This is a genomic window from Polyangium mundeleinium (genome assembly GCF_028369105.1).
Classification (GTDB): domain Bacteria; phylum Myxococcota_A; class Polyangia; order Polyangiales; family Polyangiaceae; genus Polyangium; species Polyangium mundeleinium.
Window position 1 is genome coordinate 3,463,977 of the sequence record NZ_JAQNDO010000001.1, and the last position, 24,089, is coordinate 3,488,065.

General features: G+C 70.6%; 19 protein-coding genes. 8 read left to right on the top strand and 11 right to left on the bottom strand.

The features are described 5' to 3' along the window. Positions 1 to 2 precede the first annotated feature (2 nt). Positions 3 to 302 carry a 30S ribosomal protein S19 gene (gene rpsS, locus POL67_RS14030; protein WP_136936256.1) on the top strand — a complete coding sequence of 100 codons (300 nt, stop codon included), beginning with the start codon at positions 3 to 5 and terminating at the stop codon, positions 300 to 302. Between the two features lie 138 nt (positions 303 to 440). On the opposite strand, the gene POL67_RS14035 is transcribed toward rpsS, so the two are convergent. The 3 genes from POL67_RS14035 to POL67_RS14045 all read right to left on the bottom strand — a co-directional run bounded on the left by POL67_RS14035 (position 441) and on the right by POL67_RS14045 (position 5,983). Next, on the bottom strand, positions 441 to 1,208 hold the full coding sequence (locus POL67_RS14035; protein ID WP_271917839.1) for an HMG-box domain-containing protein: 768 nt from the start codon (positions 1,206 to 1,208) through the stop codon (positions 441 to 443). A 210-nt stretch (positions 1,209 to 1,418) separates the two neighbouring features. Beyond that, complete coding sequence (locus POL67_RS14040) at positions 1,419 to 2,444, bottom strand: tetratricopeptide repeat protein (RefSeq protein ID WP_271917840.1); 1,026 nt, start codon at positions 2,442 to 2,444, stop codon at positions 1,419 to 1,421. A 5-nt stretch (positions 2,445 to 2,449) separates the two neighbouring features. Next, positions 2,450 to 5,983 carry a protein kinase domain-containing protein gene (locus POL67_RS14045; RefSeq protein WP_271917842.1) on the bottom strand — a complete coding sequence of 1,178 codons (3,534 nt, stop codon included), beginning with the start codon at positions 5,981 to 5,983 and terminating at the stop codon, positions 2,450 to 2,452. A gap of 212 nt (positions 5,984 to 6,195) precedes the next feature. On the opposite strand from POL67_RS14045, the gene POL67_RS14050 reads away from it, so the two are divergent. Beyond that, on the top strand, positions 6,196 to 7,551 hold the full coding sequence (locus POL67_RS14050; RefSeq protein WP_271917843.1) for a YkgJ family cysteine cluster protein: 1,356 nt from the start codon (positions 6,196 to 6,198) through the stop codon (positions 7,549 to 7,551). A gap of 61 nt (positions 7,552 to 7,612) precedes the next feature. Beyond that, on the top strand, positions 7,613 to 8,353 hold the full coding sequence (locus POL67_RS14055; protein ID WP_271917844.1) for an iron-containing redox enzyme family protein: 741 nt from the start codon (positions 7,613 to 7,615) through the stop codon (positions 8,351 to 8,353). Positions 8,354 to 8,356: 3 nt separating this feature from the next. On the opposite strand, the gene POL67_RS14060 is transcribed toward POL67_RS14055, so the two are convergent. The 3 genes from POL67_RS14060 to POL67_RS14070 all read right to left on the bottom strand — a co-directional run bounded on the left by POL67_RS14060 (position 8,357) and on the right by POL67_RS14070 (position 12,040). Continuing rightward, positions 8,357 to 9,517 carry a serine/threonine-protein kinase gene (locus tag POL67_RS14060; RefSeq protein ID WP_271917845.1) on the bottom strand — a complete coding sequence of 387 codons (1,161 nt, stop codon included), beginning with the start codon at positions 9,515 to 9,517 and terminating at the stop codon, positions 8,357 to 8,359. A 71-nt stretch (positions 9,518 to 9,588) separates the two neighbouring features. Beyond that, on the bottom strand, positions 9,589 to 10,827 hold the full coding sequence (locus POL67_RS14065; protein ID WP_271917846.1) for a GDSL-type esterase/lipase family protein: 1,239 nt from the start codon (positions 10,825 to 10,827) through the stop codon (positions 9,589 to 9,591). Positions 10,828 to 10,909: 82 nt separating this feature from the next. Beyond that, the gene (locus POL67_RS14070) at positions 10,910 to 12,040 is read right to left on the bottom strand and encodes an SDR family oxidoreductase (protein WP_271917847.1); all 1,131 of its coding nucleotides are present in this window, start codon (positions 12,038 to 12,040) and stop codon (positions 10,910 to 10,912) included. A gap of 123 nt (positions 12,041 to 12,163) precedes the next feature. On the opposite strand from POL67_RS14070, the gene POL67_RS14075 reads away from it, so the two are divergent. Then, positions 12,164 to 13,957 carry a hypothetical protein gene (locus POL67_RS14075; protein WP_271917848.1) on the top strand — a complete coding sequence of 598 codons (1,794 nt, stop codon included), beginning with the start codon at positions 12,164 to 12,166 and terminating at the stop codon, positions 13,955 to 13,957. 366 nt (positions 13,958 to 14,323) lie between these two features. Here POL67_RS14075 and POL67_RS14080 read toward each other — a convergent pair whose 3' ends face one another. The 4 genes from POL67_RS14080 to POL67_RS14095 form a co-directional block, all read right to left on the bottom strand. Then, complete coding sequence (locus POL67_RS14080) at positions 14,324 to 15,448, bottom strand: formylglycine-generating enzyme family protein (protein WP_271917849.1); 1,125 nt, start codon at positions 15,446 to 15,448, stop codon at positions 14,324 to 14,326. 346 nt (positions 15,449 to 15,794) lie between these two features. Then, positions 15,795 to 16,433 (bottom strand): hypothetical protein, encoded by a 639-nt coding sequence (locus POL67_RS14085; RefSeq protein ID WP_271917850.1) that lies wholly within the window; start codon positions 16,431 to 16,433, stop codon positions 15,795 to 15,797. Continuing rightward, entirely contained in the window at positions 16,430 to 17,068 is a 639-nt protein-coding gene (gene nth / locus POL67_RS14090) for an endonuclease III (RefSeq protein WP_271917851.1), read from the bottom strand. Before nth ends, POL67_RS14085 begins: the two co-directional genes overlap by 4 nt. An 88-nt stretch (positions 17,069 to 17,156) precedes the next feature. Continuing rightward, on the bottom strand, positions 17,157 to 18,362 hold the full coding sequence (locus POL67_RS14095) for an exonuclease domain-containing protein (protein ID WP_271917852.1): 1,206 nt from the start codon (positions 18,360 to 18,362) through the stop codon (positions 17,157 to 17,159). A 159-nt stretch (positions 18,363 to 18,521) separates the two neighbouring features. Here POL67_RS14095 and POL67_RS14100 point away from each other — a divergent pair, with 159 nt between their 5' ends. The 4 genes from POL67_RS14100 to POL67_RS14115 are packed head-to-tail and all read left to right on the top strand — an operon-like array spanning position 18,522 to position 22,730. Continuing rightward, positions 18,522 to 20,570: a c-type cytochrome gene (locus tag POL67_RS14100; RefSeq protein ID WP_271917853.1), complete on the top strand. Its 2,049-nt coding sequence runs from the start codon at positions 18,522 to 18,524 to the stop codon at positions 20,568 to 20,570. Then, a complete protein-coding gene (locus POL67_RS14105; RefSeq protein WP_271917854.1) occupies positions 20,567 to 21,148 on the top strand; it encodes a hypothetical protein in 582 nt (193 codons plus the stop codon). Before POL67_RS14100 ends, POL67_RS14105 begins: the two co-directional genes overlap by 4 nt. A gap of 8 nt (positions 21,149 to 21,156) precedes the next feature. Further along, positions 21,157 to 22,395: a serine hydrolase domain-containing protein gene (locus POL67_RS14110; RefSeq protein WP_271917855.1), complete on the top strand. Its 1,239-nt coding sequence runs from the start codon at positions 21,157 to 21,159 to the stop codon at positions 22,393 to 22,395. Continuing rightward, a complete protein-coding gene (locus POL67_RS14115) occupies positions 22,392 to 22,730 on the top strand; it encodes a hypothetical protein (protein ID WP_271917856.1) in 339 nt (112 codons plus the stop codon). The genes POL67_RS14110 and POL67_RS14115 overlap by 4 nt, the downstream gene beginning before the upstream one ends. Before the next feature lie 2 nt (positions 22,731 to 22,732). Here POL67_RS14115 and POL67_RS14120 read toward each other — a convergent pair whose 3' ends face one another. After that, positions 22,733 to 24,076 carry a hypothetical protein gene (locus tag POL67_RS14120; protein ID WP_271917857.1) on the bottom strand — a complete coding sequence of 448 codons (1,344 nt, stop codon included), beginning with the start codon at positions 24,074 to 24,076 and terminating at the stop codon, positions 22,733 to 22,735. Positions 24,077 to 24,089 lie beyond the last annotated feature (13 nt).

Genomic DNA, 24,089 nt, shown 5'->3' on the forward strand with positions numbered 1-24,089 from the left:
CCATGCCGCGTAGCATCAAGAAGGGCCCCTTCGTCGACGGCCACCTGATGGAGAAGATCCAGACGGCGCAGGCCACGGGCGGCCCCAAGAAGGTCATCAAGACCTGGTCCCGCAGGTCCACCATCGTCCCCGACGCTGTGGGACTCACGTTCGCCGTGCACAACGGCCGCAAGTTCGTCCCCGTGTTCGTCACGGAGAACATGGTCGGCCACAAGCTCGGTGAGTTTGCCCCGACCCGCACCTTCCACGGCCACTCCGGCGACAAGAAGGCGAAGGTCGGCAAGGCCCCCGGCGGTCGCTGAGGGTCGTTCGAGGGAGCTTCGCAGGGAAAACCCTGGGGAGCTCCGTCGCAAGGAGCTCGTCTCCTCGCTTCGGCGAGAGGCGAGCTCCTTCGCTTTTCGAGACCCCGCTGCGATCGCGCGTCGGCGCGCCGCGGACACTCAGCGCGACTTGAGCGCGTCCAGCGTTTCCTGGACCTTCGGGTCCTTGGACATCTTGCACGTCCGGCCCATCAGCGTCACCCAGCCGAGCGCGCGGCTGTCCCCCTCCTCACGCGCTCGGTCGAGCAGCGCCGCCTTGTCCGTGCAGCTCTTCGCGGCCCAAAGGTCGAAGGCGATTCGCGTGGCAGGCGTCGCGCGGCTTCGCACCGACTCCTGCTTCATGAGCTCCACCGCGCGCTCGGCCGCCTTCGAGCCGCCCTTGCTCGTCGCAAGCGCGTAGAGAACGTCCGGCCCACGCGTGCCCATCTTCGTGCTGATGAGCTCGAAGACCTTGTCGACCTCGGCGCCGCCCGTGAAGGCCGCCTTCGACGCGAGATCCAGGATGTCCGAGCGCACGTCCGCATCCTCGGGTGAGCGCGGATCCGCAGCCACGAGCGACTCGAGCGTCGCCGTCGCGTCCTTCACCTTGGCCGCGCGCACCTCCTTCGCGAGCCGCGCGCGGAGCTCGCGCGAGTTGCCCGCCGGAGCTTGCGCCCGCGGAGCGTCCTCGTCGTCGGAAGGCGCCTCGACCGCTGCCCCCGGGTCCTTCGAAGCGCTCGTGTTGTCGCGGGCCTCGTCGAGGTCCGGGAACGGCGCTGTGCGGAGCACGATGGCGAGCACGATCACGGCCACGATGCCGGCCGCGCCCGCGATCCCGAGCAGGACAGGGCGGGGCAGGGGCGCAGCGGAATCCGGGGCGCGACCGGGCGGCAAGCCGACGATGGTCATGACGTGGGGAGAGGATATCGGGCGGTGGCGGCGTCCCTCAACAGCCTGCGAGGCTTGTTCAGGGGGTGCTCGACGGCGTTGCGCCGGGGTTTCACCCCGGACCCGACGAGGGGTTGTCCACCCCTCGACCCGGACCAGGGCATGGCCCTGGACCTCTGGTGCAAAGGCCGCAATGCGGTCGATGCAAAGGCGTCGTGGTTGGCCACCCGCTCAGAACGTCCCGCGGACGCCCAGGTGGGCTGGGCCGACGATGAGCTCGGTGTGCGCGGCTTCGGGCTTCTTGTCCTTCTTCAGGCTGAGCACGAAGAGCGTCGCGCCTGCAGCCACGCCGACCGCGCCCACGATGAGGCCCACGTTGGCGACCGTCTGCTGCATCTTGCCCTTGTCGACGTCGCCTTGCCGATCCGCAGGACACGGACCGCCGCAGGTCGCCTTGAGATCGTCGTACGTCGCATTCGACATCGAGCCGAAGACCGCGAACGTCACGAAGCCCGCGACGCCGAGCCCGCCGGCCGCGAATGCGCCGATCCGCATCCCCGACATGCCCTTGCTGCCGGTCTCGCCGCCGGAGCCGCCGCCGCCGTTGCCGTCGCCGCTCCCATCGCCGCCGTCGCCGGTCTTGCTGGTCGCGAAGCCGATCGACACCGTCTTCGACTCGCCTGCGGTCGTGGTGAGCGACTGCGACGCAGCCGGCTTCGTGCCGGACTCCAAGCGGATGTCCACGTTGCCGGGCATCGCGGGGAAGGGCTTGCCCCAGCGATCCTGGGGCACTTCGACCCCGCTGATGGTCAGGCGCGCGCCGCTCTCGGGCGTCGTCACGTCCACGCTCACGAGCGTCAGCTTCGTGTTGAGCTCGTCGCGCTCGACCTTCGCGGTCTCGCCCGTCTGCGCGTACTTCTCGCCGGCGGTTTGGGCCTCGGCCGTGACCTTCTCGAATTCGAGGTAGGCGTCGACGAGCTTGCCCATCTCCCGCAGACAGCGCGCCACGTAGAGGTGCGAGTTCGGGCTGTTCACCTTGGCGTACGAGGCGCGGAACTCCTCGATGGCCTTGTCGAACTTGCCGCTCTTGAACAGGTTCGAGCCGGCTTCGAACTTCTTCTTGGCTTCGGTGACGTCCGCTGCGGAGGGCGTTGCTGCCGCGGCGGGGGCTTGCGCATGGGCGTCGCTCGGCCCGAGGACCGAGAGCACGGGGAGAGCAACGAAGAGAGCTGCGATCGCGGTTGTTCTGGTTCGCACGGCGCTCAGATTCCGGTGGGATCGAACTTGGTTGTTTTCTTGGTGGTCTTGGTCGTCTTGCTCGTCCCCGTGGACGGCGGACGCACGGTCTTCGTCGTGTTGACGGCAGGCGCTTTCCATGTGGTCGGCGCCTTGTTCTCGCCGGCGGCCGCTTGGGTCGCCTCGGGCGCCGCGACGGCGGGCTCCTCGGCCTTCGGCTCCTCGGGTTTCGGCTCCTCGGGTTTCGGCGGCTCGGCCGTCGGCGTCGGCGTCGGCTCGGGTTGCTTCGCCTCCGTCGGCTGCGGCGGCGGCGTGGCTTGCGTCGTGGGCGCCTGCTCTGTCGTCGTGGGCGTCGGCTTTTCGGATTTGTCTCCGCCCGAGAGCGCCACGACGGCGCCGATCGCGACCGCCGCGAACGCGCCGATGCCAATCACGATCCGCTTCTTCTTCTGCGACGCCTGCGCGGCGAGCAGGAGATCGTCGTCGTCCTTCGCGGCCGGCTGCGCGGTCGTGGGGCTCGGGATCGGCGCGCTCTGCAGCGTCTCGAGCCGCGGCACGGGCGGTGCGGCCGGTACGGCGGGGCTCGTCGCGCCGGCGTCGGCGAACACGGGGACGTCCACGGCCTCGTTGCCGGCCTTTGCGGCCGCTTCCGGCTTCGAGTCGACCTTCGGCTCGCTCGTCATCGGCGGCGGGATGCTCGCGCGATCCGCGGCGAGGTTCGCGTCGGCCGTGGCGATCGCGGCGCGCAGCTCCGCGGCGCGCTTCGCGTTTGCCTCGCCGATCACCTTGCGCACGAAGTCGGCGACGTCCTCGTCCGTGATCGGCGTACCGACCTGCGTCGAGACCTGATCGATCGCGCGCTGCATCTCGCCGGCCGTCGAGTAGCGCTTCGTCCGGTCCTTCTCGAGCGCCTTCAGGATCACCTTCTCGAAGTCCGCGTGGATGCTCGGGACGAGCTCGCGCGGCGGGATCGGGTCCTTCAGCGCGATGTTCTCCACGGTCTTGAACTCCGTCTCCCCGCGGAACGGGTGCAGGCCCGTGACCATCACGTAGAGCAGCACGCCGAGCGAGAAGAGATCGCTGCGGCGATCGAGCGGCAGGCCGCCGAGCTGCTCGGGCGAGAGATACGGCGTCTTGCCTTTGACGACGCCCTCGGCGCGCGTGACGTAGAGACGCCCGCGTGATTTCGCCACGCCGAAATCGGCGATCTTCGCGAAGCCCGACGTCGAGATCAGGATGTTGCCCGGCGAGATGTCGCGGTGGACGAGATCGACCAGCGCGCCGTTGTCGTCACGCAGCTCGTGCGCGGCGTGCAGGCCTGCGCAGATCTGCGAGGCGAGGCGCAGGATGATGTTCTGCGGGATTCCGCCGAGCGTCTTCGCCGCCTTCTGCACCGTGCTGAGCGTGTCGCCCTCGACCCACTCCATCACGATATAGAGGATGTCGTCCTGCTCGCCGAGGTCGAAGATCTCCACCACGTTCGGGTGCCGGATCCGCGCCGCGACGCGCGCCTCGTCGAGGAACATCGTCTCGAAATCCGGATCGTCGGAGACGTCCGGCAACATCGTCTTGATCGCGACGGTCTTCTGGAAGCCACGCGAACCCTGCAGACGCGCGGCCCAGACGGACGCCATGCCGCCCTTCGCCACGCGCAGGAGGATCTCGTAGCGCCCGAGCGTGCTGCCGGGCTTGAGGCGATCGAGCGCGGTCGCCTTCGTCCGCGAGACGGGCGCCTCGGAGCCGTCACTATCGGCTGGCGAAGGCCCGGTCGTCGGCGTCTTCGTGACGACCGTCGGCATCTCGGACTTCGTCACCACGACGTGCTCGGGTTTGTCCTCGGCCTTGGGCTCCTCGGCCTTGGATTCCTCGGGCTTCTTTGCCTCGGCCTTGGGCTCCTCGGCCTTGGGCTCTTCGGGCTTCTTCGCCTCGGCCTTGGGCTCCTCGGCCTTCGGCGCGTCCTTCACCTCGACCTTGAAGGCGTCCGCGTCGTCGTCGATCTCGATGTCTTCGCCGGGCAGCGACTCTGCAACCGGCCGGACGGGCGGCGGCGGCTTGGGCACCTCGGGCTTCGCGCCGACCACCGGCGGGGTCGGGGGCTTCGGCATGCCCACGCCGGGCTTCGGCGGCGGCGGCGCGGCCTTTGCCGGCGGCGGCACGACCGGCTTCTTCGCCTCGGCGGCCGGGGCGACTTCGGGTTTGTCGGCCGGTTTGTCGGCCGGTTTGGCCGCGGCCTTCGCCTCCGCGGGCTCCTTCGCCTCGGCGGCCGGCTCGGCCTTCGTGACGGGCTTCGGCACGACCGCGGCCGCGGGCTTCGGCGGCTCGACGCCGCCCACGAGCGTCCGCTGGCGAGCCATCGGCTTCGGGGCGCCGAGCTTCGGCACGGTCGGGCCTGCGGCCTTGTCCTCCGCGGCGTCTTTTTTCTCGGCGGCGGGCGTGGCCACGGGCGCCGTCACGGTGGGCGCCTTCACGCCGAGCGGCGCCTTGCCGTTGGTCCCGGGCGCTGCGACACCGACGACCGTGGGCTGCGGCGGACGCGCGGCCGCAGCGGGGGCGGGCTTCGGTCCGGCGGCCGCGGCGGGCGCCACGGCGGGCGACGCGGCGGGCGCCACGGCCGGCGCGGCCGCCGGCTTCGACGCGAACTTCTCCACGAACGCGCCGACCTCTTCGGGCTTGGCGAGTTTGTCGGCCGATACGCTCCGGAGCGCCTGGAGCAGGCTGTCGAGCGACGCGCGTTTCGCCGGATCGCGCTCCATCGCCTTCGGGAGCGCTTCCTCCAGCGCGGTGGGAAGGCCCTCGATCATCACGGACGAAAGCTCTTGGATCGGCCCGGAGAGGACCTTCTGCACGACGGCCGCTTCCATCTTGGAGGCGAAGAGCCGCTGCTTGGCGATGAGCTCCCACAGGATCACGGCGGCGGCGAACACGTCGCCCTTCGGATCGATCGTGCCCGTCGGCCCGCCGGGCGTCGCGGCGCTCATGGCCTTCACGCGCTCGGGCGGCGCGTACGCGAGCCGATCCTGCTTCATGATCCCGTGCGGACCGAGCTTCGCGAGCGCCCGCGCCCAGCCGAATCCGCCGACGCGCGTCACGCCGTCCTTGCCCACTTGCACGTGGAACGGGCTCAGCTCGCCGTGCGCGATCGGCTCGCTCTGCGCGTGCGCCGCCGCCAGACCTTCGAGCATTTCGAGGCCGATGCGCAGCGCGATCGGGAGCGGGATTCCGGCCGTCTTCGCGTTCGTGACCAGCGAGGAAAGCGTCTCGCCTTCGAAGTGCTCTGCGACGACGAAGATCTCTCCGTCCCCGACGCCCGTCTCCACCGTCGGCACCACGTTCGCGTGCGTGAGCAGCTTGCCGTTCTTCGCATCGCGCAGGAACGCCTCGGCGACTTCCGGCTTCTTCGTCACGTGCTTGTGAAGGCGCAGCACGATGTAACTCTTCGTGCTTCCTTCCGTTTGGGCGAGCCAGGTGGACGCCACGCCACTGCCGGACATCTCCCGCGTCAACTCGTATTTCCCGAGCTTCGAAGCCGATCCAGTGGCAGTCTGAGGTTCGAGCGCCATTGCGGTCGCATGCTATCAGGTTCGTAGAAGTCGGATCCAGCAAGCTTTTCAGGTTGCACGGCCGACGCCCCTCGCGCGCCACGAAGCTCGAAGCGCGCTGATTGCGGTAGCGAGGCACACGTTCAGCACTGGGCTCGCAAGTGACCATGTCGCCGGAGACGTTTCCCTCGCGTCCGCGCCTCGCCGAGCACGCTGTCGTCAGGCGACATCGCGTGGGCGACGAAGACTTCTGGGTCCTGCACGATCAGCGCTCGGGCCTCGCGTATCGCCTCGGCGCGCGCGAGTGGGGATTGCTCGCGCAGGCCGACGGATCCCGTGATCTCGAAGGCATCGTCGCTGCGGCTTCACGCGCGTCCGCGTTCGCGAAGGTCGAGACGTTGCGCGCGTTCCTCGGCGCTCTTCACGCGGCCGGCCTGCTCGCCGAAGGTGTCGCGCCGCTGCCCGAGCCGAAGACCCGCGGCGCTTCTCGACCGCTCGATCCGCTGCCCGCCTTCTCCCTCGCGTGCGACGGCCGTGGGAGCTGCTGCCGTCTCTACGCCTCCGTGATCTTCCGGCCCGTCGAGGAGGCCTACGCCCGCGCGCTCTTGCCGCGCGTGCTCGACGCCGGGGATCACCCCGAACGCGCGTTCACGCCCCTGCACGGATCCTCCGCCTGCGGCGCGACCTCCGTGCCGATCGTCGACGGCCGCTGCGCCTACCTCGACGACGGCGGCCTCTGCCGCCTGCACGCGGCGCAGGGCGCGCACGTAAAGCCGCTCGGGTGCCAGACATTTCCTGCGCTCTTCGTCGACGATGGTGAAGCCGTGCGTGTCGCGCCTGCCGTGGAGTGCGCCTGCGTGCTCGCGAGCGCGCTCGATCCCCGCCCGGAGGGCGCGTCGCTCGTGCCCGAGGGCGCGCGGAACTCCGCGGAGCTCGATGAGGGCATCCTGATCGTCGAGCTCCCGGAGACGGTGCTCCTCACGCCGGGCAAGCACGGCACGCGCGCCGATCTCGTTCGTTTCATGCGCGCCGTCGCCGAGGCCCCAGCGCCGATCGACACGGCACGCGCGCTCGCGGCCCTCGCGACTTCTGTCGAGACGTCGAGCCTCGATCCCGCGGCCGCAACGCGCGCCCTCGCCGCGCCCGCGCCCCTCGATGCCGAGTGCTTCCGTCCCTTCTTCGCCGCGCTCGCGCATCGCGCCTCCCGCCGCGCTCGCATCGACGCGACCTTCCGTGCCGAGCGTGATCTCGCGCGTCATGCCGTTCGCTGGATCGAGGCCACGTCCCGCGCGCTCGCCGAGGATCCGACCCTCGCCGCACCGGCCACGCCCACGCGCGCCCACGCCGAAGCCTTTTATCTGCGCGCGGGCGCGCACGCCTACCAGCTCGCCTCCAGCGATCTTCCTCTCGCGCATGCGCTCCGCGATCGCGCCGCGCGGCTCCTCCTCGCGCGCGCCTTGCCGCTCGTGATCACGCCGGACGAAGCGCGCGACGAGCCTGCGCTCGCGCATCCGCTCGCCCTTGTCGAGGCGACGCTCCGGGGCCATGGCCTCGACGCGTACGCCCACGACGTGCCGGGCGCGGCGTAACGCGGCGATCGCGTGCACGCGATCGCTTCGACGTCATAACGGTTCGAGGAGGATCGAGCCCATGACGATCGCGAGGGGGGACCGCGGGGTGCTCGTCGAGCGCCTGCTTTCCATCATGGATCAGAAGAACCACTGGGCCTGGCCGAAGCTCACGAAGCCGGGCCTCTCGCATGCCGCGCTCGCCGCGCACTTCCGCCACGAATACCGGACCTACGTGCGCGACTTTCCGGTGCTGCTCGCGCGTGTCCTCGGCCAGGGACCGCCCGACGACGTGCGCATCGCGCTCGCCGAAAACCTCTACGAAGAGCAGACCGGAAAGCAGAGCCTCGGCGTCCCGCACCCGGCCTTGTTCCTGGAGATGATCGACGGCCTCGGCATCGATCGCGCCTCGATCGAAGATCCCTCGATCCCCCTCGAACCCGAGGCCCTCACCTACCGCGCGATGCTCGACCGCGTCAGCGTGAGCGCGCCCTGGCAGATCGGCGCCGCGGTCCTCACCGTCTTCGTCGAGGGCAGCGTCCACGAGCGCGCCGAGCTCGAAGGTACACGGAAACTCCCGCCGATCGACGAGGTCATCCGGACGCACCCGATGGTCCTGCACTACGGCTGTCCCCCCGAGCGCATGCGCCTCACCCGCGCCCACCGCGCCGTCGAGGGGGGCCATCGCCGCGACGCGTGGAACATGCTCCTCGCGCACGTCCCGCCGCAGAGCGACCTCGCCGCCTCGATCGTCGACGCCATGAACGAAGCCCTCACGCTCTGGCGCGCGTATCGCTCGGCCGTGGCGCGGCACCTCGTCTGACCCTCACCGCCCTTCGCCGGGGCTCGCCTCGTGCAGCGCTGCTTCGCGCGTGCGGCCCGCGGCGGCCTTCACCGCATCCCCGACGGTCGCGTGGAGCTGGAGCGCCGCCCTCTGCCGCGTATCTTCCAGCGAGGGCAGCGACGCTACGGCGAAGAGCACGAGCGTCGCCGCGATCGTGATCCCCCCGAGGCGCCCGTGCGTGCTGCGCGCAGGTGGCCTCATCGACGAGCCGCGGGTCCGCGTGAACCCCGTCGACGACGACGGGTGCGCGCCCATGAAATCGGCGAACGCCTCCTCCAGCGCGAGCCGGAGCGATCGCGCGTCCGGATACCGCCGCCGCCGATCCTTCTCCAGGCACTTCGCCACGAGACGCCGCGCGCCCTCCGGGACCCAGCCTGGCAGCGGGCCCGGCTCTTCCGTGAGCACCGCGTCGATCACCCCGTCCACGTCCGTCCCGTCGAACGGCGCCCGCCCCGCGAGCGCCTCGTACAGGACCGCCCCGAGCGCCCACAGATCCGCGCGCCCGTCCACGTCCTCCTCGCCGCGCGCCTGCTCCGGGCTCATGTACTGCGGGGTCCCGAGGCCCGGCGGCGTCCCCTCGTGCGCCGGCTCGTTCGGCTCGCTCGACCGGGCATACGCCGGGACGAACGGGGGGGGCAGGGGGCGCGCGCCCGTGGCCCGCGAGCTGCACCCGAAGTCGAGGAGCTTCGGCACGCGTCCTTCGCCTGGTACGTCCGCGAGGAAGATGTTCTCCGGCTTCACGTCCCGATGCACGATCCCCTGCGCGTGGATGGCCTCGAGCCCGCGACAAACCTCGATCGTGATCGACAGGGCCTCGGCGACGGGCAGCGGCTCGCGTGGGCGCAGCCGCGCGGCGAGCGTCTCGCCGCGAAGCAGCTCCATCACCAGGAAGCGCCGCTGCGGCGTGGCCTCGCCGGCGTCGAGGACACCCACGACGTTCGGATGGGAGACCTGCGCGGCGATGTGCGCCTCGCGCACGAAACAGGGAGCCCTGGTGCCGTTGCTCTCGGGGGGTGAGAGCTTGAGCGCCACGTCGCGTCCGATCCGTTCGTCGCGCGCCCACCACACGGTCCCCATCCCGCCCGCGCCGATCGCCCGGATCAGCCGGTACCGCTCCCCCAACAGCTCGCCCGCTCGGGCCATGCTCCCCCTCCGAAGGAGGCCGGCGGTTGCAGGAAACGCGCCTCCCGTTTCCCCGGGGAGAAGCGCGGCGTTTACGGGGGCAAACCGCGGAGGACGTGCGTCGCGAGCGACGTGCCGAGCTCCCGGTAGCCTCGTTGCGTCAGGTGCACGCCGTCGCCCGCCGCGCGCGCGGGCGACTCCGCAGCCCACGCCCGGATCGAGCCCTCGCCGCCCATGACGGCGTACGTGTCCCAGAAGCTGCACCCCGCTTGCCGCGCGCCCTCGCGGATCGCGTCACGAACGAGCGGCGTGCGTGCGCGCGTGTCGGCGCGATCCGTCGGCGCGAGCGCGAGGCAGTCCGTGTCGGGCGCGAAGCGACGGATGCGCTCCACGAGCCGCACGAGCCGCTGCGTGTACTTCACCGGATCCACGGCCACGTCGCCCGCCTCGTTCGTCCCGTACTCCAGCACGACGAGCGAAGGCTTCCGCCGGGCGACCTCGGCCCCGAAGCTCGCTTCATCCCAGGCGAGCGGCGTCCCGAACCGCGCCCCGTTGATCCCCAGCGTATCGAGCACCACGCCCGGCCGATCGGCTGGATCCGTCTCGATCACCACCCCGCAGATCTCGGGATTCCCGCGCGTGGGCACCACCTGCAGCGTCTCGCGCCCTTCGCTCACGAGCGTCAGGTGCCGCAGCTCGCCCGGCGGCTCGGTCGCGGTCGCGCGGATCGTCGTCTTCGGCCCTGTGCCGAGCGAGACCTCGAACGCGTCGTCGGACGAGCGCAGCCGGTAACATACGTCCCACGACAGCCGGCTCGAGAGCCCTTCGTCCGTCACGTTCACCCGCGCCCTGCCGCTGCCGGCCGCGCCCGTCGTCACGACGCCCCCGAGCCCGAACACGCCGTCGCCCGTTCGTGACGATGCCGCCGGCACCTTCGGCCGGATCGTCCACTTGTCGTCGGTCGTGAGCTTCACGCCGTCGTGCCTGTATTGCTTCCAGCCGACGTGCACGAACCCCGGCCCGGCCTTGCCGAACCGCTTCTGCAGCACGTCGCGCAGCGCCCCGGTCCAGAAGTCCGCCTGCCCGTGGGAATCGCCGAGCCAGAGGATCCGCACGTGCGCCTTGCGACCGCCCCGCGCGAGCTCGCGCAAGGCCGCCTGGAACCGCGAAAGCTCGGGCTCGCCCGCCGGGAGCGCGGGCGCCGGGGCCGCGGACGTGATCGCTTCCGGGATCCCCGTCTCGATCGGCGCGGCCGCGCTCGCCGACGCAGGAGGCGCGGGCGCTTCGGCGGACGCGGATGCCGACGCCGACGCGACGGGGCGCGACGGCACCGGCCCAGCGTCGGCCGGCTGCCGATGTTCCCCGCCGCAGGCCGCGGCGACGAGCGTGAACAGAGCGCTTGCCCAGAGACCCTCAGGAGAACGGATCGTACACCTCCGCTTCGCCCCCCGGTGACGACGACGGCGGCCGCGGCGCCCGTCGCGCGTTGACGTGCTCGGCCACCTCGCGCACGAGCTCCTCGGCGTACCCTTCGAACGGCGCGCACGTGATCCCCGTCCCCGCGAGCGCGCTCGTCGTGGCGCGCGCGTCGTACCGCACGCCCCGCGCGATCTGCTCCAGGAACGCCTTGGGGCTGCGCACGAAGCGCTCGATCCCCGGCGTGCGCAGGAGCATCGCCGCCGCGCTCGCAGGCACCTGCCGGAGCGCGCTGCCTCTCGCCGCGCGCGCGAGCACTTCGAAAAACCGCCGCGCCGAGATCGGGTGGGGATCCACGAGGTGGAACGTCTTGCCGCGCGCGCCCGGCATCCGCCCGAGCGCGCACGCCGCGCGGACCACGTAGTCCATCGACACCACGTGCACCGGTGCGTCGCCTCGTTGCGGCAGCGGCAGCGGGATCTCCGCCGGCGTCGTCAGCGCGAGCAGCGCCGCGAGGTGCAGCGCGTCGAGCCGATCGCCCGGCGCCGACGCCCCGACCACCGCCCCGGGCCGCACGATCACCGTCGGCACGTCCTTCGCGCGCCGGGCCAGCGCCTCGGCCCGCATTCGCGACCGCGCGGCCTCGTCGTGGAACTCCTGCCCCGCTTCCAGATCCTCCTCGTACACCACGCCTGTCCGGTCCCCGGACACGGCCGCCGTCGAGTGCACGACCAGAGCTTCGAGCGCGCTCGCCGCCCGCGCGAGCTCCAGGATCTCCGCCGTCGTCGCCACGTTTGCCCGCGCGGCCGTGGCCTCGTCCATCCCGACCCACGCCGCGTGCGCCGCGTGGTGGATCCGATCGACCTCCGAAGCGAGCTGCCGGTACTCCGCGCCCGAGAGCCCGAGATCCATCGCCGCCGGATCGCCTTCGAGCACGCTCGTCCGCGCCGCGGCCTCCTCCCCGAGCGCGACGAGCGCCCGATCGGCCTCGGCCTTCTGCTCGGCGCGCACGACCACGTACACGAACGCGCGTGGGTTCGTGGAGAGCACGTGCTCGGTGATCCGCTGCGCGTAGAGCGAAGGGAACCCGTTGATCAGCACGACCTCGTCGTGACCAGGGCGGGGCACGTACCGAGCTTACCGCATGCGAACCACGTCGACCGGGGTGAAACGGGCGGGCAATTCGTACTAGCCTGGCGACGTACGATGAGCGCCTACGCCTCGCCCCTCCGCGGACGTCCTCGACGTGCCGTGACTCGTCTCGCCCGCGGGCTCCTTTTTGCCGTCGCCCTCGCGCTTCCCGCGACCCTCGCGGGTTGCAAGGGGGAGCAACCTCCGCCGCCGCAGAAGGTCGCGCCCCTGGAGCCGATCCCCGCGCCGGCCGGCCACCTCGCCGACGTCTTCGTCCCGAACCCCGACGAGGCCTGGGCCAAGGCCCGCGCAGCCGTGGGCGGGCCCGCGCTTTTTCTCCCTTCGAACGCGAGCAACCTCGCGGTCACGTTCCTCGGCTTGCCGCTCGCCGTCTCGGCCGAGATCGACGGCAACCTCCCGCTCGTCGGCGCCCTCGTCGAGCGCCCCGGCGGAGGCCGCCCGCGCACGGCGATGGGCATCCACGTGCGCGACGCGGGCAAGGTCGAGGGCTTGCTCGTGAAGGGCGAAAACGCACGCTTCCAGATCCGCGTCGACGAGAAGACCTCCATCACCCTCCTCGAACCCAAGGACGGCGGCGCGCGCGCAGTCGCGATCGGCCTGCTCGGCAACTACCTCCTCTTCGCGCAAGACGCGGCAGATCTGCTCGAGGTCGGCCCGTACGTCGTGCGGACCTTGCCCACGGCGAAGATGCCGAAGGCCGACGTCGCCTTCGAGCTGCCGCGCGAGGCGCTCGGCGGCCCGATCGAAAAGGGCCTGCGCTTGAGCTGGGAGAGCCTTCGTCCCCGCCCGCGCCCCAGCGCGACCGCCGACGGCGCCAAAGCGCCCACGCCGGTCCCGAGCCCGTTGAACGGTCTCATGGACGCGCTCCTCGGCATCCTCGTCGAGCTCGACCACGCGCGCGTCACCCTCGACTTCGACGACCACGCAGCGCACCTGCGCCTCCTCGGCACGCCGCGCGAGGGCTCCGAAGGCGCCGCGAACATCGCCGCGATGACCGTCGGGGATCCACGCCGCCTGCTCGAATTGCCGGCCGACACCGACATCGCGATCTACCTGCAAGACAGCGCAAAATCGCGCACGGCCGACGCAAAGAAATACGCGGACGCCCTCGCAGGCGCGATCGGCAAAGACATCCCGGAGGACGATCGCGCCGCCCTCTCCGCCGCGCTCGTCGCCCTCGCCGAGGCCCGCGGCGACGCGTTCACAGCCGGCGTCTCGCTCCTCTCCACCGGCCCCGCCATGTACGCGCGCAGCGACGTCGCCGACGAAGGCAAGCTCGACGCAGCCCTCGGCAACCTCCTCGGCCTCGCCAAACGAAAGAGCTTCGCCACGTGGCTCGGCCAGAACGAGATGGACGTCAGCACGAGCAAGACCGTCCTCGAAAACCTCCCAGGCGACATTCGTCGCATCCGCCTGACGCGCGTCGAAAACAAGGACAACAAGGGCAAGAAGGACGAAAAAGCGAGCAAGGACCGGAAAGACAAACCCAGCAAGGAAGGCGACAAGCCCGCCGCGCCCCTGGAGGGCGTGCCGAACAACATCGACGTCCTCTACACGCTCGGCAAAGACGGCCTCATCCTCGCAGCCGGCTACGACGCCAAAGCCGCATTCCGGGCCATCCTCGACGCGCCGGGCAAGGAAAACCTCTCCGGCCGCGCCGAGGCAAAAACCGCCGTCGGAGCCGTCGGCGACAAGACAGCATTCGTCGCCTTCGTGGACCCTTTGCGCCTCCTGAATCGCCGCGCAGGCAAAGCAGACCTCGGCCCGAGCGCGCCCGTCGTCTTCGCCCTCGGCAAGGGCGGAGAAGGCGTCGGGGCAAACGATCCGTGGATGCGCCTCGACATCGCAAACCTCGCCATTCAAGAACTCGTCAAGCGCCGCGGCGCGCTCTAGTCTCGAGGGGACGCCTCGCCGGGGCGCTGCCCCGGGCCCCGCGGGGGCTGTTCGCCCCTCGACCCGAACCAGGGCCAGCCCTGGACCTTTGGTGGAAGAACTGCGCGGTGCGCAGTTCTTCCAACGGGCCGGTGGCAAGACCATGGAGGTGCGTCTCAAGCTGGCGACGCGAACGTTGCCGGTTGAACCTGCAGCGCCGCGGCCTTGGTTGGCAGGGTCGTTTGCGGTCTTGCCAGCGGCTGTTCGATGAACTGCGCGGAGCGCAGTTCATCGACCCCGAGTCCAGCGCTTGCGCTGGTCCGGGTCCAGGGGCGGACAGCCCCGGTGGGGTCTGGGGCAAAGCCCCAGCGCAGCGCCCTCGCTACGTCAACGCTGCGTCGCCGCTGCGTCCCGTTCCTTTGCGTTTCGCACGCAGCGAAACCCCAGCCCCGGCACCTTGTACGTCCAGATTGCCCCGCCTCGGAAGGCGGCGAGGATCCCGCGGCCGCTCCGGTTCCATCCGCCGCCGCGCACGACCCGCGTCCCGATGTTTGCTCGTTCGTGTACCGGATCGACCTCGTCCTTGCCTGAATACGGCACGTAACTATCGATCACCCATTCCCACACGTTCCCGGCGAGGTCGTGGATGGGCCCGTTGGGCCAGATTTTATCCCCTTTGCGGTGCGTCCCCACCTTCGAGGGCCCGCCGCCGTGGCAGCCGCTGTCGCCGCCTGGCGAGACCAGGATGGACTGCGTGAAATCGGTGTGCTCGCACGTCGGCTCCTCCTCGCCCCAGGGCCATGACCGGCCGTCGCCCCCTGTCGCCGCCCACTCCCATTGCGCCTCGGTCGGCAGCCGCTTCCCGTATTGCTCGCAATAGTACTTCGACATTGGATAATCGACGAGGTTCACCGGGTAGTCTGGCTTGTCGGGGTACGTGATCCACCGATCCGTACGCTGCGGCGCCTTGCAGCCTTTCTCCTCGACGCATTTCTTCATGGCGCCGGCCGTCACCTCGGTCTGGTCCATGCAGAACGGCTTCGTCAGGACCACCTTGTGCGGCAGGTCCGCGCGCCCCTTGCCGTGATAGCCCGATTTTCGGTTGCCGAACCCGTAGGCCGACAGGTTCTTGCCCATCGTGAACCCTGCGGGCCCCGTCGCGGGCACGTACACCTCGCCCTTGGGACAAGCCGGCGCGCACGCGCCTGCCTCGCAATGCTCGATGTCGAGGCACGTCTTCACGGCCTCCGGCGCGCGCCCCGCCCCGGTGCAACGCACCACGCCCTCGCCCTCGCAGGCGAGCGCCCCCTCCGCCTTCCCCGCGCAGGGGCCGGTCTCTGGAGGCGCTGCCGCCGGGGTCGCCGTCGCTTCGGCGTCTGCGACCTGGCCGCTGTCCTTCGTCGAGGGGTCTCCGCCACTGTGTTCTGCGTCGTCCTCGTCACCCGGCAGCTGGGCGCAACCGGCGAGGGCCGCGAGGGCAGGGAGCAAGACGAGGACGCTGCGGCGGATCACCGACCGGACCTTACCCGCTCGCCCCGCGCGATCGCAAACGTTCCGCGCCCGCGGTCACTCCCCTGCTCCAGGAGGTGATTCCCCCCCTCCGGAACGTCGACCCCCGTATCCGACTTCACATTCCCCCCCTCCCCGGAAGTGATCCCCCTGCTCCCGGAAGTGATCCCCCTGCTCCCGGACGTGATCCCCCGTGACCGGTCTCACAATCCCCGGCTCCCAGGACGTGATCCCCCAGGGGGATCGTTCTCTGGAGCAGGGGGATCCCTTCTTTGAGCGGGGGATCATGGTTTCCGACCCCGGCGACCTCCGCCGTGGCGCCGGTGCACGACGTCGAGCCCGGCGTCCGTCACGGACAATCTTGCGGGCACGGCATCGGCTCGTTCGGGTCGCAGACCCCGTCGCCGCAGGTCGCCTCCGGGCAGTCGTCGGGGCAGGACGCGGGCGTCTCGATTCCCACGCAGGCCCCGTCGCCGCAGACGCTGCTCCCGAAGCACGACCCTTCGTGGCAGACCTGGAGCACGAGCGTGCAATCGAACGTCATCCACGACCCGCCGTCGGACGCGCAGACCTTCGCCACGTTCCCCTCGCACATCTTCGTGTTCGGCGCGCAGACGGGCTCGCAGTCCTCGGGGCAGGATGCGAACGTCTCGCCGCCGCCGCACGCCTCGTCGCCGCACGCCTCGCTCGGCATGCATGCCCCCTCGGCGCACGTCTCGCTCGGCACACACGCCCCTTCGGCGCAGACGAGGCCCTCGGTCGCGCAATCGATGCTCTCCCGCGATTGCCCGTCGGCCGCGCACGTCTCCGCGACCGTGCCCTTGCAGGTCTTGCTGCTCGGCGTGCAGAGCGTCGGGCAGCTCGGCACGCACCCGTCCTGATCGCCGCTCTCGACCTTGCCGCAGCCCGCGCCGAGGAGCACCAGCGCCGCGAAGACGACCGTCCCGAGGCGGCCCACCCCGTCCCGTCCGCGCAGCCCCCGGCTCACACGTCGTTCCTCGGGCACACGTCGGAGAACATGCAATCGCCGCATTGGGGAGCCTTGGCCGTGCACGTGTACCTCCCGTGCAGCACCATCGCCGGGCCGAACTTCGTCCAGCGCGCCTCGGGCACCATGTGCATGAGATCCCGCTCGATCGCCTCGGGTTTTTCCTGCGTCGTGAGCCCCATCCGCTGGCTCACGCGCGCGACGTGCGTGTCCACGATGATGCCCGAGGCAATGTCCCACGCATTGTTCAGCACCACGTTCGCCGTCTTCCGCGCGACCCCGCGCAGCGCCGTGAGCTCTGCCATCGTCTGCGGCACCTCGCCCCCGTGCCGCTCGCAGAGCGCGCGGCACGTCTCCTGAACGGCCTTCGCTTTTTGCCGATAAGCGCCCGTCGGCTGCAAGATCTGCTCGAGCTCCTCCGTGTTCGCCTCGGCATAGTCCTTCGCCGTGCGGTATTTCGGGAAGAGCGTCTTCGTCACCTTGTTCACGCGCACGTCGGTGCATTGCGCGGCGAGGATCGTGGCGATGAGCAGCTCGAGCGGCGTCGTCCAGTCGAGCTCGTAACGAGCGTCCGGAAACTTCTCCTGGAGCCGCTCGAGCACCGTCGACATCGCGACCTCGCCAGACCTTGCCATGCGAATGACCTCCTTCGTCCTCCGTGAGGACGAACCCGAGCCTACCCGAATCGAATGGCCCTGGCGAGACCCGAATCTCACGGCTCGGTCATTGCTTGTCCGACAATCGCGCGAGGGCCAGGAACACCGGCACCGTGAGCACACGGATCCCGTACGCCCGCGCCTTCTGGCTCTTCGCCGTGAGCGAATGCGGATCGTCGATCACCAGCACGTCGAGTTTTTTCGTGACGGACCCCTGCACACGGAGCCCCGCCGCCACCGCCCGCGCTTCGAGCGCGGCCTTCGACGGCTCGCCGTCCCCGGAAAAACAGATCGACGTCTCCGGCCGGAGCGGCCGCGTCGATCCCGGCAAAGGCGCCGCCGCCCCGCTCCGCGCCGCCACGAGCGCCTGATCGACCGAATCCGCGGGCAACCCGAGGAGCCGCGCGACCCGCGCGAGATCCGAGGCCCCGAGGCCCCCCGAGAGATCCCCCGCGAGCGCCGCCCGCGCGACGCCCGTCAAATAAGCCCGATGCGCCGCGACGATATCCCCGCGCAAGAGCCCCGCGCCCTCCACGTGCCGCCGCGCGACGTCCGCCTTTTCCTCGGTGACGCGCCGATCTTCGAGGATCTCGTCGAGCACCGGAAAATATCCCTCGACGCTCCCGTTCGACGTCCCCTCGGGCAAACCCTCCACCATCACGCCGAGCGGCGACGGCTCCGCCGAGGCCTGCGCCTCGCCCCGCGCGGCGATCCGCGACGGACCTTCGATCACCGGCCACGCCACGTCCGCCGCGATCGCGAGCTCCCTCTCGTACGACGTGCGCCAGAAGCCCGTCTTGTTCAGCCCCGCGAACACCCCCGCGGCCGCGCGCGCGTCGTCGAGCGCCCGGTGCTCGTGCCCGCCGTCGACGCCGAGCGCCTTGCAGCACGACGAGAGCCGATACTCCCCGAGGCCCGGCAAGACCCGCATCGCGAGCTCGCGCGTGCACAGCCGCGGCGCGTCGGGCAGCACGAGCCCGAGCCGACCAAGCTCCTCGGCGAGGAACGCGAGATCGAATCTCACGTTGTGCCCCACGAGCACCGCGCCTTCGAGGTACCGCACGAGCTCGGAGAGCACCTCCGAAAACCGCGGCGCGCCCGCGAGATCCTCCACGCCGAGCCCGTGAATGTGCGTCGCGCCCGGATTCCGCTCGGGGTTCACCAGCGTCGAAAGCTCCCCGAGCACCCGGCCTTCCGCGTCCGTGCGGACGACGGCGACCTCGACGATCCGATCCGTCTTCCATCGCAGCCCGGTCGTCTCGACGTCCACCACCGCGAATCCATGGGGAAACGAAGCTCGTCGTTCGGCACTATCCATCGCGATCCGCGCGACCCTAGCACCTCCGCGCGGGCGAGGATAGCGCCAGGAATGGCTCACCTTTCCGGGTTCCGTCCCGCGGACCTCCATGATATTCGCTGTCCAATCAGGGACATGCGGACCTCGCCCCTCCTCGCCGCCGCGCTCCTCGTTGCACCCCTCGCCGCGGCGGGGTGCTCTTCCTGCGGGAAAAGCACCTCCGGCCCCGCGCCCGAGGCCACGTCCTCCGCGGCGCCCGGCCCGGCCGATTCCGCCGCCGCGCCGCCCCCGAAGGCGAAGACGCCCGCAGCGAGCCGGCAAGGCAACGTCGTCGCGCGGAGCCCGGCCGAAGACCTCCTCTACGTCGCCGACGAGGATGGAAGCGCGCTCCACCTCGTCGAGCTCCCGTTCGACAAGGAAAAACCTACGCGGACCGTGCCGCTCCCGGGCCGACCCGCGCAGATCGTGGCGCGGGACGGCGAGGTGCTCGTCACGATCCGGGATCCGGGCCTGCTCCTCGTGATGCGGCCCGATCCCGAGAAGGTCCTCGTGGAATCGGCGCGGATCGCCTTGCCCGCCGACGCCTGGGGCCTGGCGATCACGAAAGACGAGAAGACCGCGCTCGTCTCGTCCGCGTGGACGCACAAGGTCTCCGGCGTCGACCTCGCCACGAAAAAGGTCCGCTTCACTGTCGACGTCGCCCGCGAGCCGCGCGGCATCGCCATTGCCGCGGACGGCTCGCGCGCCTACGTGAGCCACCTCGTCGGCGCCTCCCTCACGCGGCTCGACGGAATCGGCAGCGAGAAACCCACGGTCAAGCGCGTCAGCCTCCCCGCCGCGCCGCTCCGCCTTCCGTACGAAACCACGCGCGCCGAGGAGGCCTCCCTCGGGTATGCCCTCACGCTCTCGCCCGACGAACGCAGGCTTTACGTCGCGCGCCACGCGCTCGGCGCCACGGGCGTCGAGGCCTGGTATGGCATGCCCACGGTCGACGTCTTGCTCCCGCGCGACGATTCGCCGCTCGCGCCCCGACGCAAGCAGCCCCCGGTCAACGGGACGCATTTCAATACGATTCCGGCCGAGGATCCGACCCTCGACCTCCGGCCCGGCGACATCGTCCAGCCGCGCGCCATGGTCTATCGCTCCACGACGCGCACGCTCCTCGTCCTTGGCGAGGGTAGCCTCACCTTGTCCGAGCTCGACGCGACTTCGATCGACCCCTCGGCGCTGGTCCGGAAAAAACATCCCCTGCACGACGAGGGGGCGAACGGCGGCGGCCTTGCGTGCGCCGCACCGAGTGGGCTCGCGCTCTCCTCCGACGAGCGCAAAGCCTACGTGTATTGCCGCTCCACGAATGCGCTCGCCGTCTTCACGTTCCCCGACCCCAAGGCCGACGTCAAATCCAGCGTCGTCCGCATTCCGCTCGGCAAGGGCCCCGACGACGCCCTCGCCGCCGAGGGGCGCCGCCTCTTTTACGACGCGCAGGACACCCTCGTGAGCGGCGGCCTCGGCTGCGCGGGCTGTCACCCCGAGGGCCGCGACGACGGGTTTACGTGGAGCGAGTTCGCCCCGGTGGACGAGGACACGAACGCCACGTTCGTCGCGAATGGCGGCACCCTCAACCCGGGTGCGGCCCGCCAAACGCCCATGCTCGCCGGCCGTGTCGCCGCCCAGGGCCCTTATGGCTGGCACGGCGAGAGCGAGACCCTCGTCGATCGCATCCTCGCGGGCTTCGCCCTGCATCGCTGGGACGAGCGGCACGTCGTCGACAAGCAGACCGCGCGCCCGCGGGCGCTCGCGATCGCCGCCTTCCTCCGCAGCGGCCTCGTCCCTCCGCCGCGTGAAAAGACCGAGCCCTCGGACGTGGAGAAGCGCGGCAAGGCCGTCTTCGAGAGCGCCGAGACCGGCTGCAAATCGTGCCATGCCGGGGCCGAGCACACCGATCGTGTCCCCATGCCGCTGCCCCGCATGACGGTCCGCGCGGGGTACAACGACGAAAAGAACAACAACAAATACAAGACCCCGTCGCTGCTCTTCGTCGGCGGCACGGCTCCGTATTTCCACGATGGCAGTTTCGCCACGCTCGAAGAGCTCATCGACAAGAACGACGACCGCATGGGCAAGACGAACCAGCTCTCCGCCGAGGACAAGGCCGCCCTCGTGGCCTATTTGAGGACGTTATGAAGCGCCGCTCGCGGTTCCCTGCCTTCGCCGCGATCGCGCTCCTGTCGAGCGTCGCCTCGCCCGAGGACGTGCCCGCCGCCGCCTCCACGGACGACGCGGGCGCGGACGCCGCTGCGGCGCCGCCCGCGGAGGCGCTCCCGTTCCTCGGCCCCGTCCCCGCCGAGAAATCGAAGCCGCCCACGGTCGTCGAGTGGGGCGCCGCCAAGAACCTCGAAGCGCCGATCGGCCCCACCGTCTGCACCCTGCGCCGGGTGCGGGAATGGCTCCGCTTCCGCTGTGAGGTGATGAACTCGAACAGCATCGACCTCGTCACGGGCAATTCGAACGACGTCTTTTTCTCCGTGAAGCAGGGCGGCGGCGAGTGCATCCGTGATGCCGAGGGCGAGGCCTGCTGGGATGCCATCGAGGCCGTCTTCCCGCTCCGCCGCGGCGATCGGCGCTTCTTCCAGATCACGCAGCGAACGGGCGGGGGGTATTACATGCCGGGCAGCGGGCCCATGGTCCAGACCTACGTCGTCCTCTCCGAGATGTGGGTCGAGGACGAACCCGGCCCGATCGTCACGGTCTCCACCTTGTGAGCACGTTCATGCGCTCCATTTGCGCCACGCTTTTCGTAGGGCTTCTCGCCCTCGCCGGTTGCTCGTCCCCAGGCGCCGGCGATTCCACGCCCGTCGTCCTCCAGGGCCCGCCCCCGTTCGCCGTAAAACCTCGGACCGAATGGCCCACGCGGGCCTGGACCACGGCGGATCCCGCGTCCGTGGGCATCGATCCGGCCGCGCTGAAGAAGCTCGACGACTACCTCTTCGCGCGCCACGGCGACGACGTCGATCGCAAGGGACAACGCACAAATGCGTTCGTCCTGGTGAAAGACGGCAAGCTCGTCTTCGAGCATTACGCCCGCGGCACCACGGCCGAGACGTCGCTGCTCACGTGGTCGGTGTCGAAGAGCTTCGTCAACACCCTGATCGGGATCGCGGCCCTGGAAGGGCGCTTCAAGGTCGACGACCCCGCGGGCAAGTATTACACGGCGCTCGGCCCGGACAAACAGAACGTCCGGCTCACCGATCTGCTCCGCATGAGCTCGGGGATCGACTGGAACGAGACCTACGAGGCTTCCCCGGTCTTCTCTTCGGTCATGGCCATGCTCTACACGCGCGGCCAGGACGACATGCCTCGTTTCGTCGCCGGGCACGGCCTCGCCCATGCCCCGGGCACGCACTGGAGTTATTCGAGCGGCGACACGAACCTCCTCCTCGCGGCCTTGCGCGCCACGATGTCGGACGCGGAGTACGCCTCGTACCCGTGGAAGGCGCTCTTCGAGCCCCTCGGCATGACGAGCGCCCGCTTCGAGCGCGACGGCGCCGGCAACTTCGTCGGCTCCTCGTACCTCTACGCGAACGCCCGCGACCTCGCGAAATGGGGCCTGCTCTACCTCGCCGACGGCGTATGGGACGGCAAGCGCCTCCTGCCGGAGGGCTGGGTCGCCTACACGCTCACGATGGCCCCGGCCTACTATACGACCGACGTCCCGCCGCCGTTATGGGAAGACAACCCCGGGGCCCAGGTCTACCTGAACGCCGGGGATCCCAAGCGGAACATCCCGCGCCCCTGGCCCGCCGCGCCGCCCGACACCTTCGCGGCCCTCGGCCATTGGGGCAAGTCGATCTTCGTGATTCCCTCGCTCGACCTCGTCGCCGTGCGCATGGGCGATGACCGCGAGTACGGCTGCTCCGCCCACGTGCAGAAGAACTGCGTGCCCGATCGCGAAAAAGCCTTCACGAAGGGGTATTACCTCGAGCTGCTCTCCGGGCTGGTGAAGCGATGAAGCGGGCCAAGCGCATCCTGAAGATCGTCGGCGTGGGCCTCGGCGTGATCGTCGGCCTCGTCGCGCTCTTCGTCGCCTGGAACTGGAAGGCCCTCTCCGCGTTCCCGTCGCTGCCGGCGGGGTACGAGGCGAAAGAGCTCTGCTCCTGCCTCTTCGTCGAGGGCCGGCCGCAGCCGGATTGCGAGGGGTTCATCCGCCAGACCGTCGTCCCGATCGACGGCCGCTCCTTCGACATGGAGGGCAAGGCGGTCACCGTCACCGCGCTCTGGAACACGCGCCGCGCGCATTACGTCGCAGAGCGGTTCGGCTGCGTGATCGACGGGGCAGGGAAGTAACTCTATTTGCCCTTGGGCGCGGCAGGCGCCGTGGCCTTCGCCCCGCACCCGAGCCGCATGGCGAACGACTTCGTCCCCGCCGTGTACGCCACCCAGATCGTATTCGCGTCCGCCGCGGCGGCGTGCAATTCGAGCACCTGCCCCGGATAGGCCGCCACCTCTTGCGCTTCGATCGCGCCGCTCCCGCCGAGCGTCGCGATCTCCAGCACCTGCGGCGAGCCCGGCTCCTTCGTCTCGGGCCGCGTGTACACCGCGAACGTTTCCCCGCACGCCGACGCCGCGGCCACGGGCGCCGTATCGAGCCCGTTCGGGTACTCGAGCGTCTTGATCTTCGCCTTCCCGTTCCAGTCGACGAGAATGTCGTGGAGGGCGAACCCTTTCTCCGTGGCGAGCGGCAAAAGCGCTGCCGCGGAGTTGCCCGCGCGCACCCCCACGAGCTCCGGATATCCCTCGGGCGGACCGCCCACGAACACCACGTCGTCGGCCGCGAGCGCCGTTGTCTTCTCGCGGATCTCGAAGCGCCGCGCGTGCACCGGCGTCATCGCCGACCGCGCGTCGAGCCACATCGCGATCGCTTGCCCCTCGCCGACAGGCACGAGCGAAATCGACGTCGCCCCCGAACCCTCGGGCGACAGATCCAGCACGCCGCCCCCCTCGACCCACAATCGCCCGTGCCGCTCCGCATTCCGCGCATTGGGCGCTGCCATGTACGCCACCGCGTCGCGCCCGCTCGTGCGCAGCGCCGAAGGGCTCGTTCCCGGCACCGCGTCGTTCGCCACGATCTCCGGCGCGCCGAGTTTCCCCTCGGCGTCGAGCGCGCTCCGCACGAGCCCCGACCCTTCGACCCAGTACGTGTGCATCACCCCCGAGGCATCCTCGGCGACGGCCACCTTCCCGCGTGGCCATTTCCGCGCGCGCTCCGGCTCGCTCGGCCCGGGCGCGGGGCCGTCGGGCCCGAACAGGGTCACCTGCGCTGCATTGCCCGAGAGCCGCCAGACGATGCCCTTCGAGAAGACCGTCGCCGCCCCACCCACTGCGATCGGCTGCTCCGGCCCGTCGATGAGGAACCGCGCGCCGGTCTTCGGCTTGCGCTTGGTCGTCGCGCCCCCGCCCGCGAGCGCGGCCGATCCCGCGGGCCCCGCCGATCCCGCGGGCGCGGCCGACCCCGCGGGCGCCTCGTCCGCGTCCGGAGCCGCGCTCGGCGTCGCGAGCGGCTCGGCGCTCGCCGAAGGCGGCGCCTGCGGCAACGGCTTGTCCTTTTTCGGGGGAGGGCGCCGGCACCCCGCGCCCGCGAGCACGAGCGCCACGAACGTGATTCCCACGAGCGCCCTCGGCGCGAAACCCATCCCGTCCTTCCGG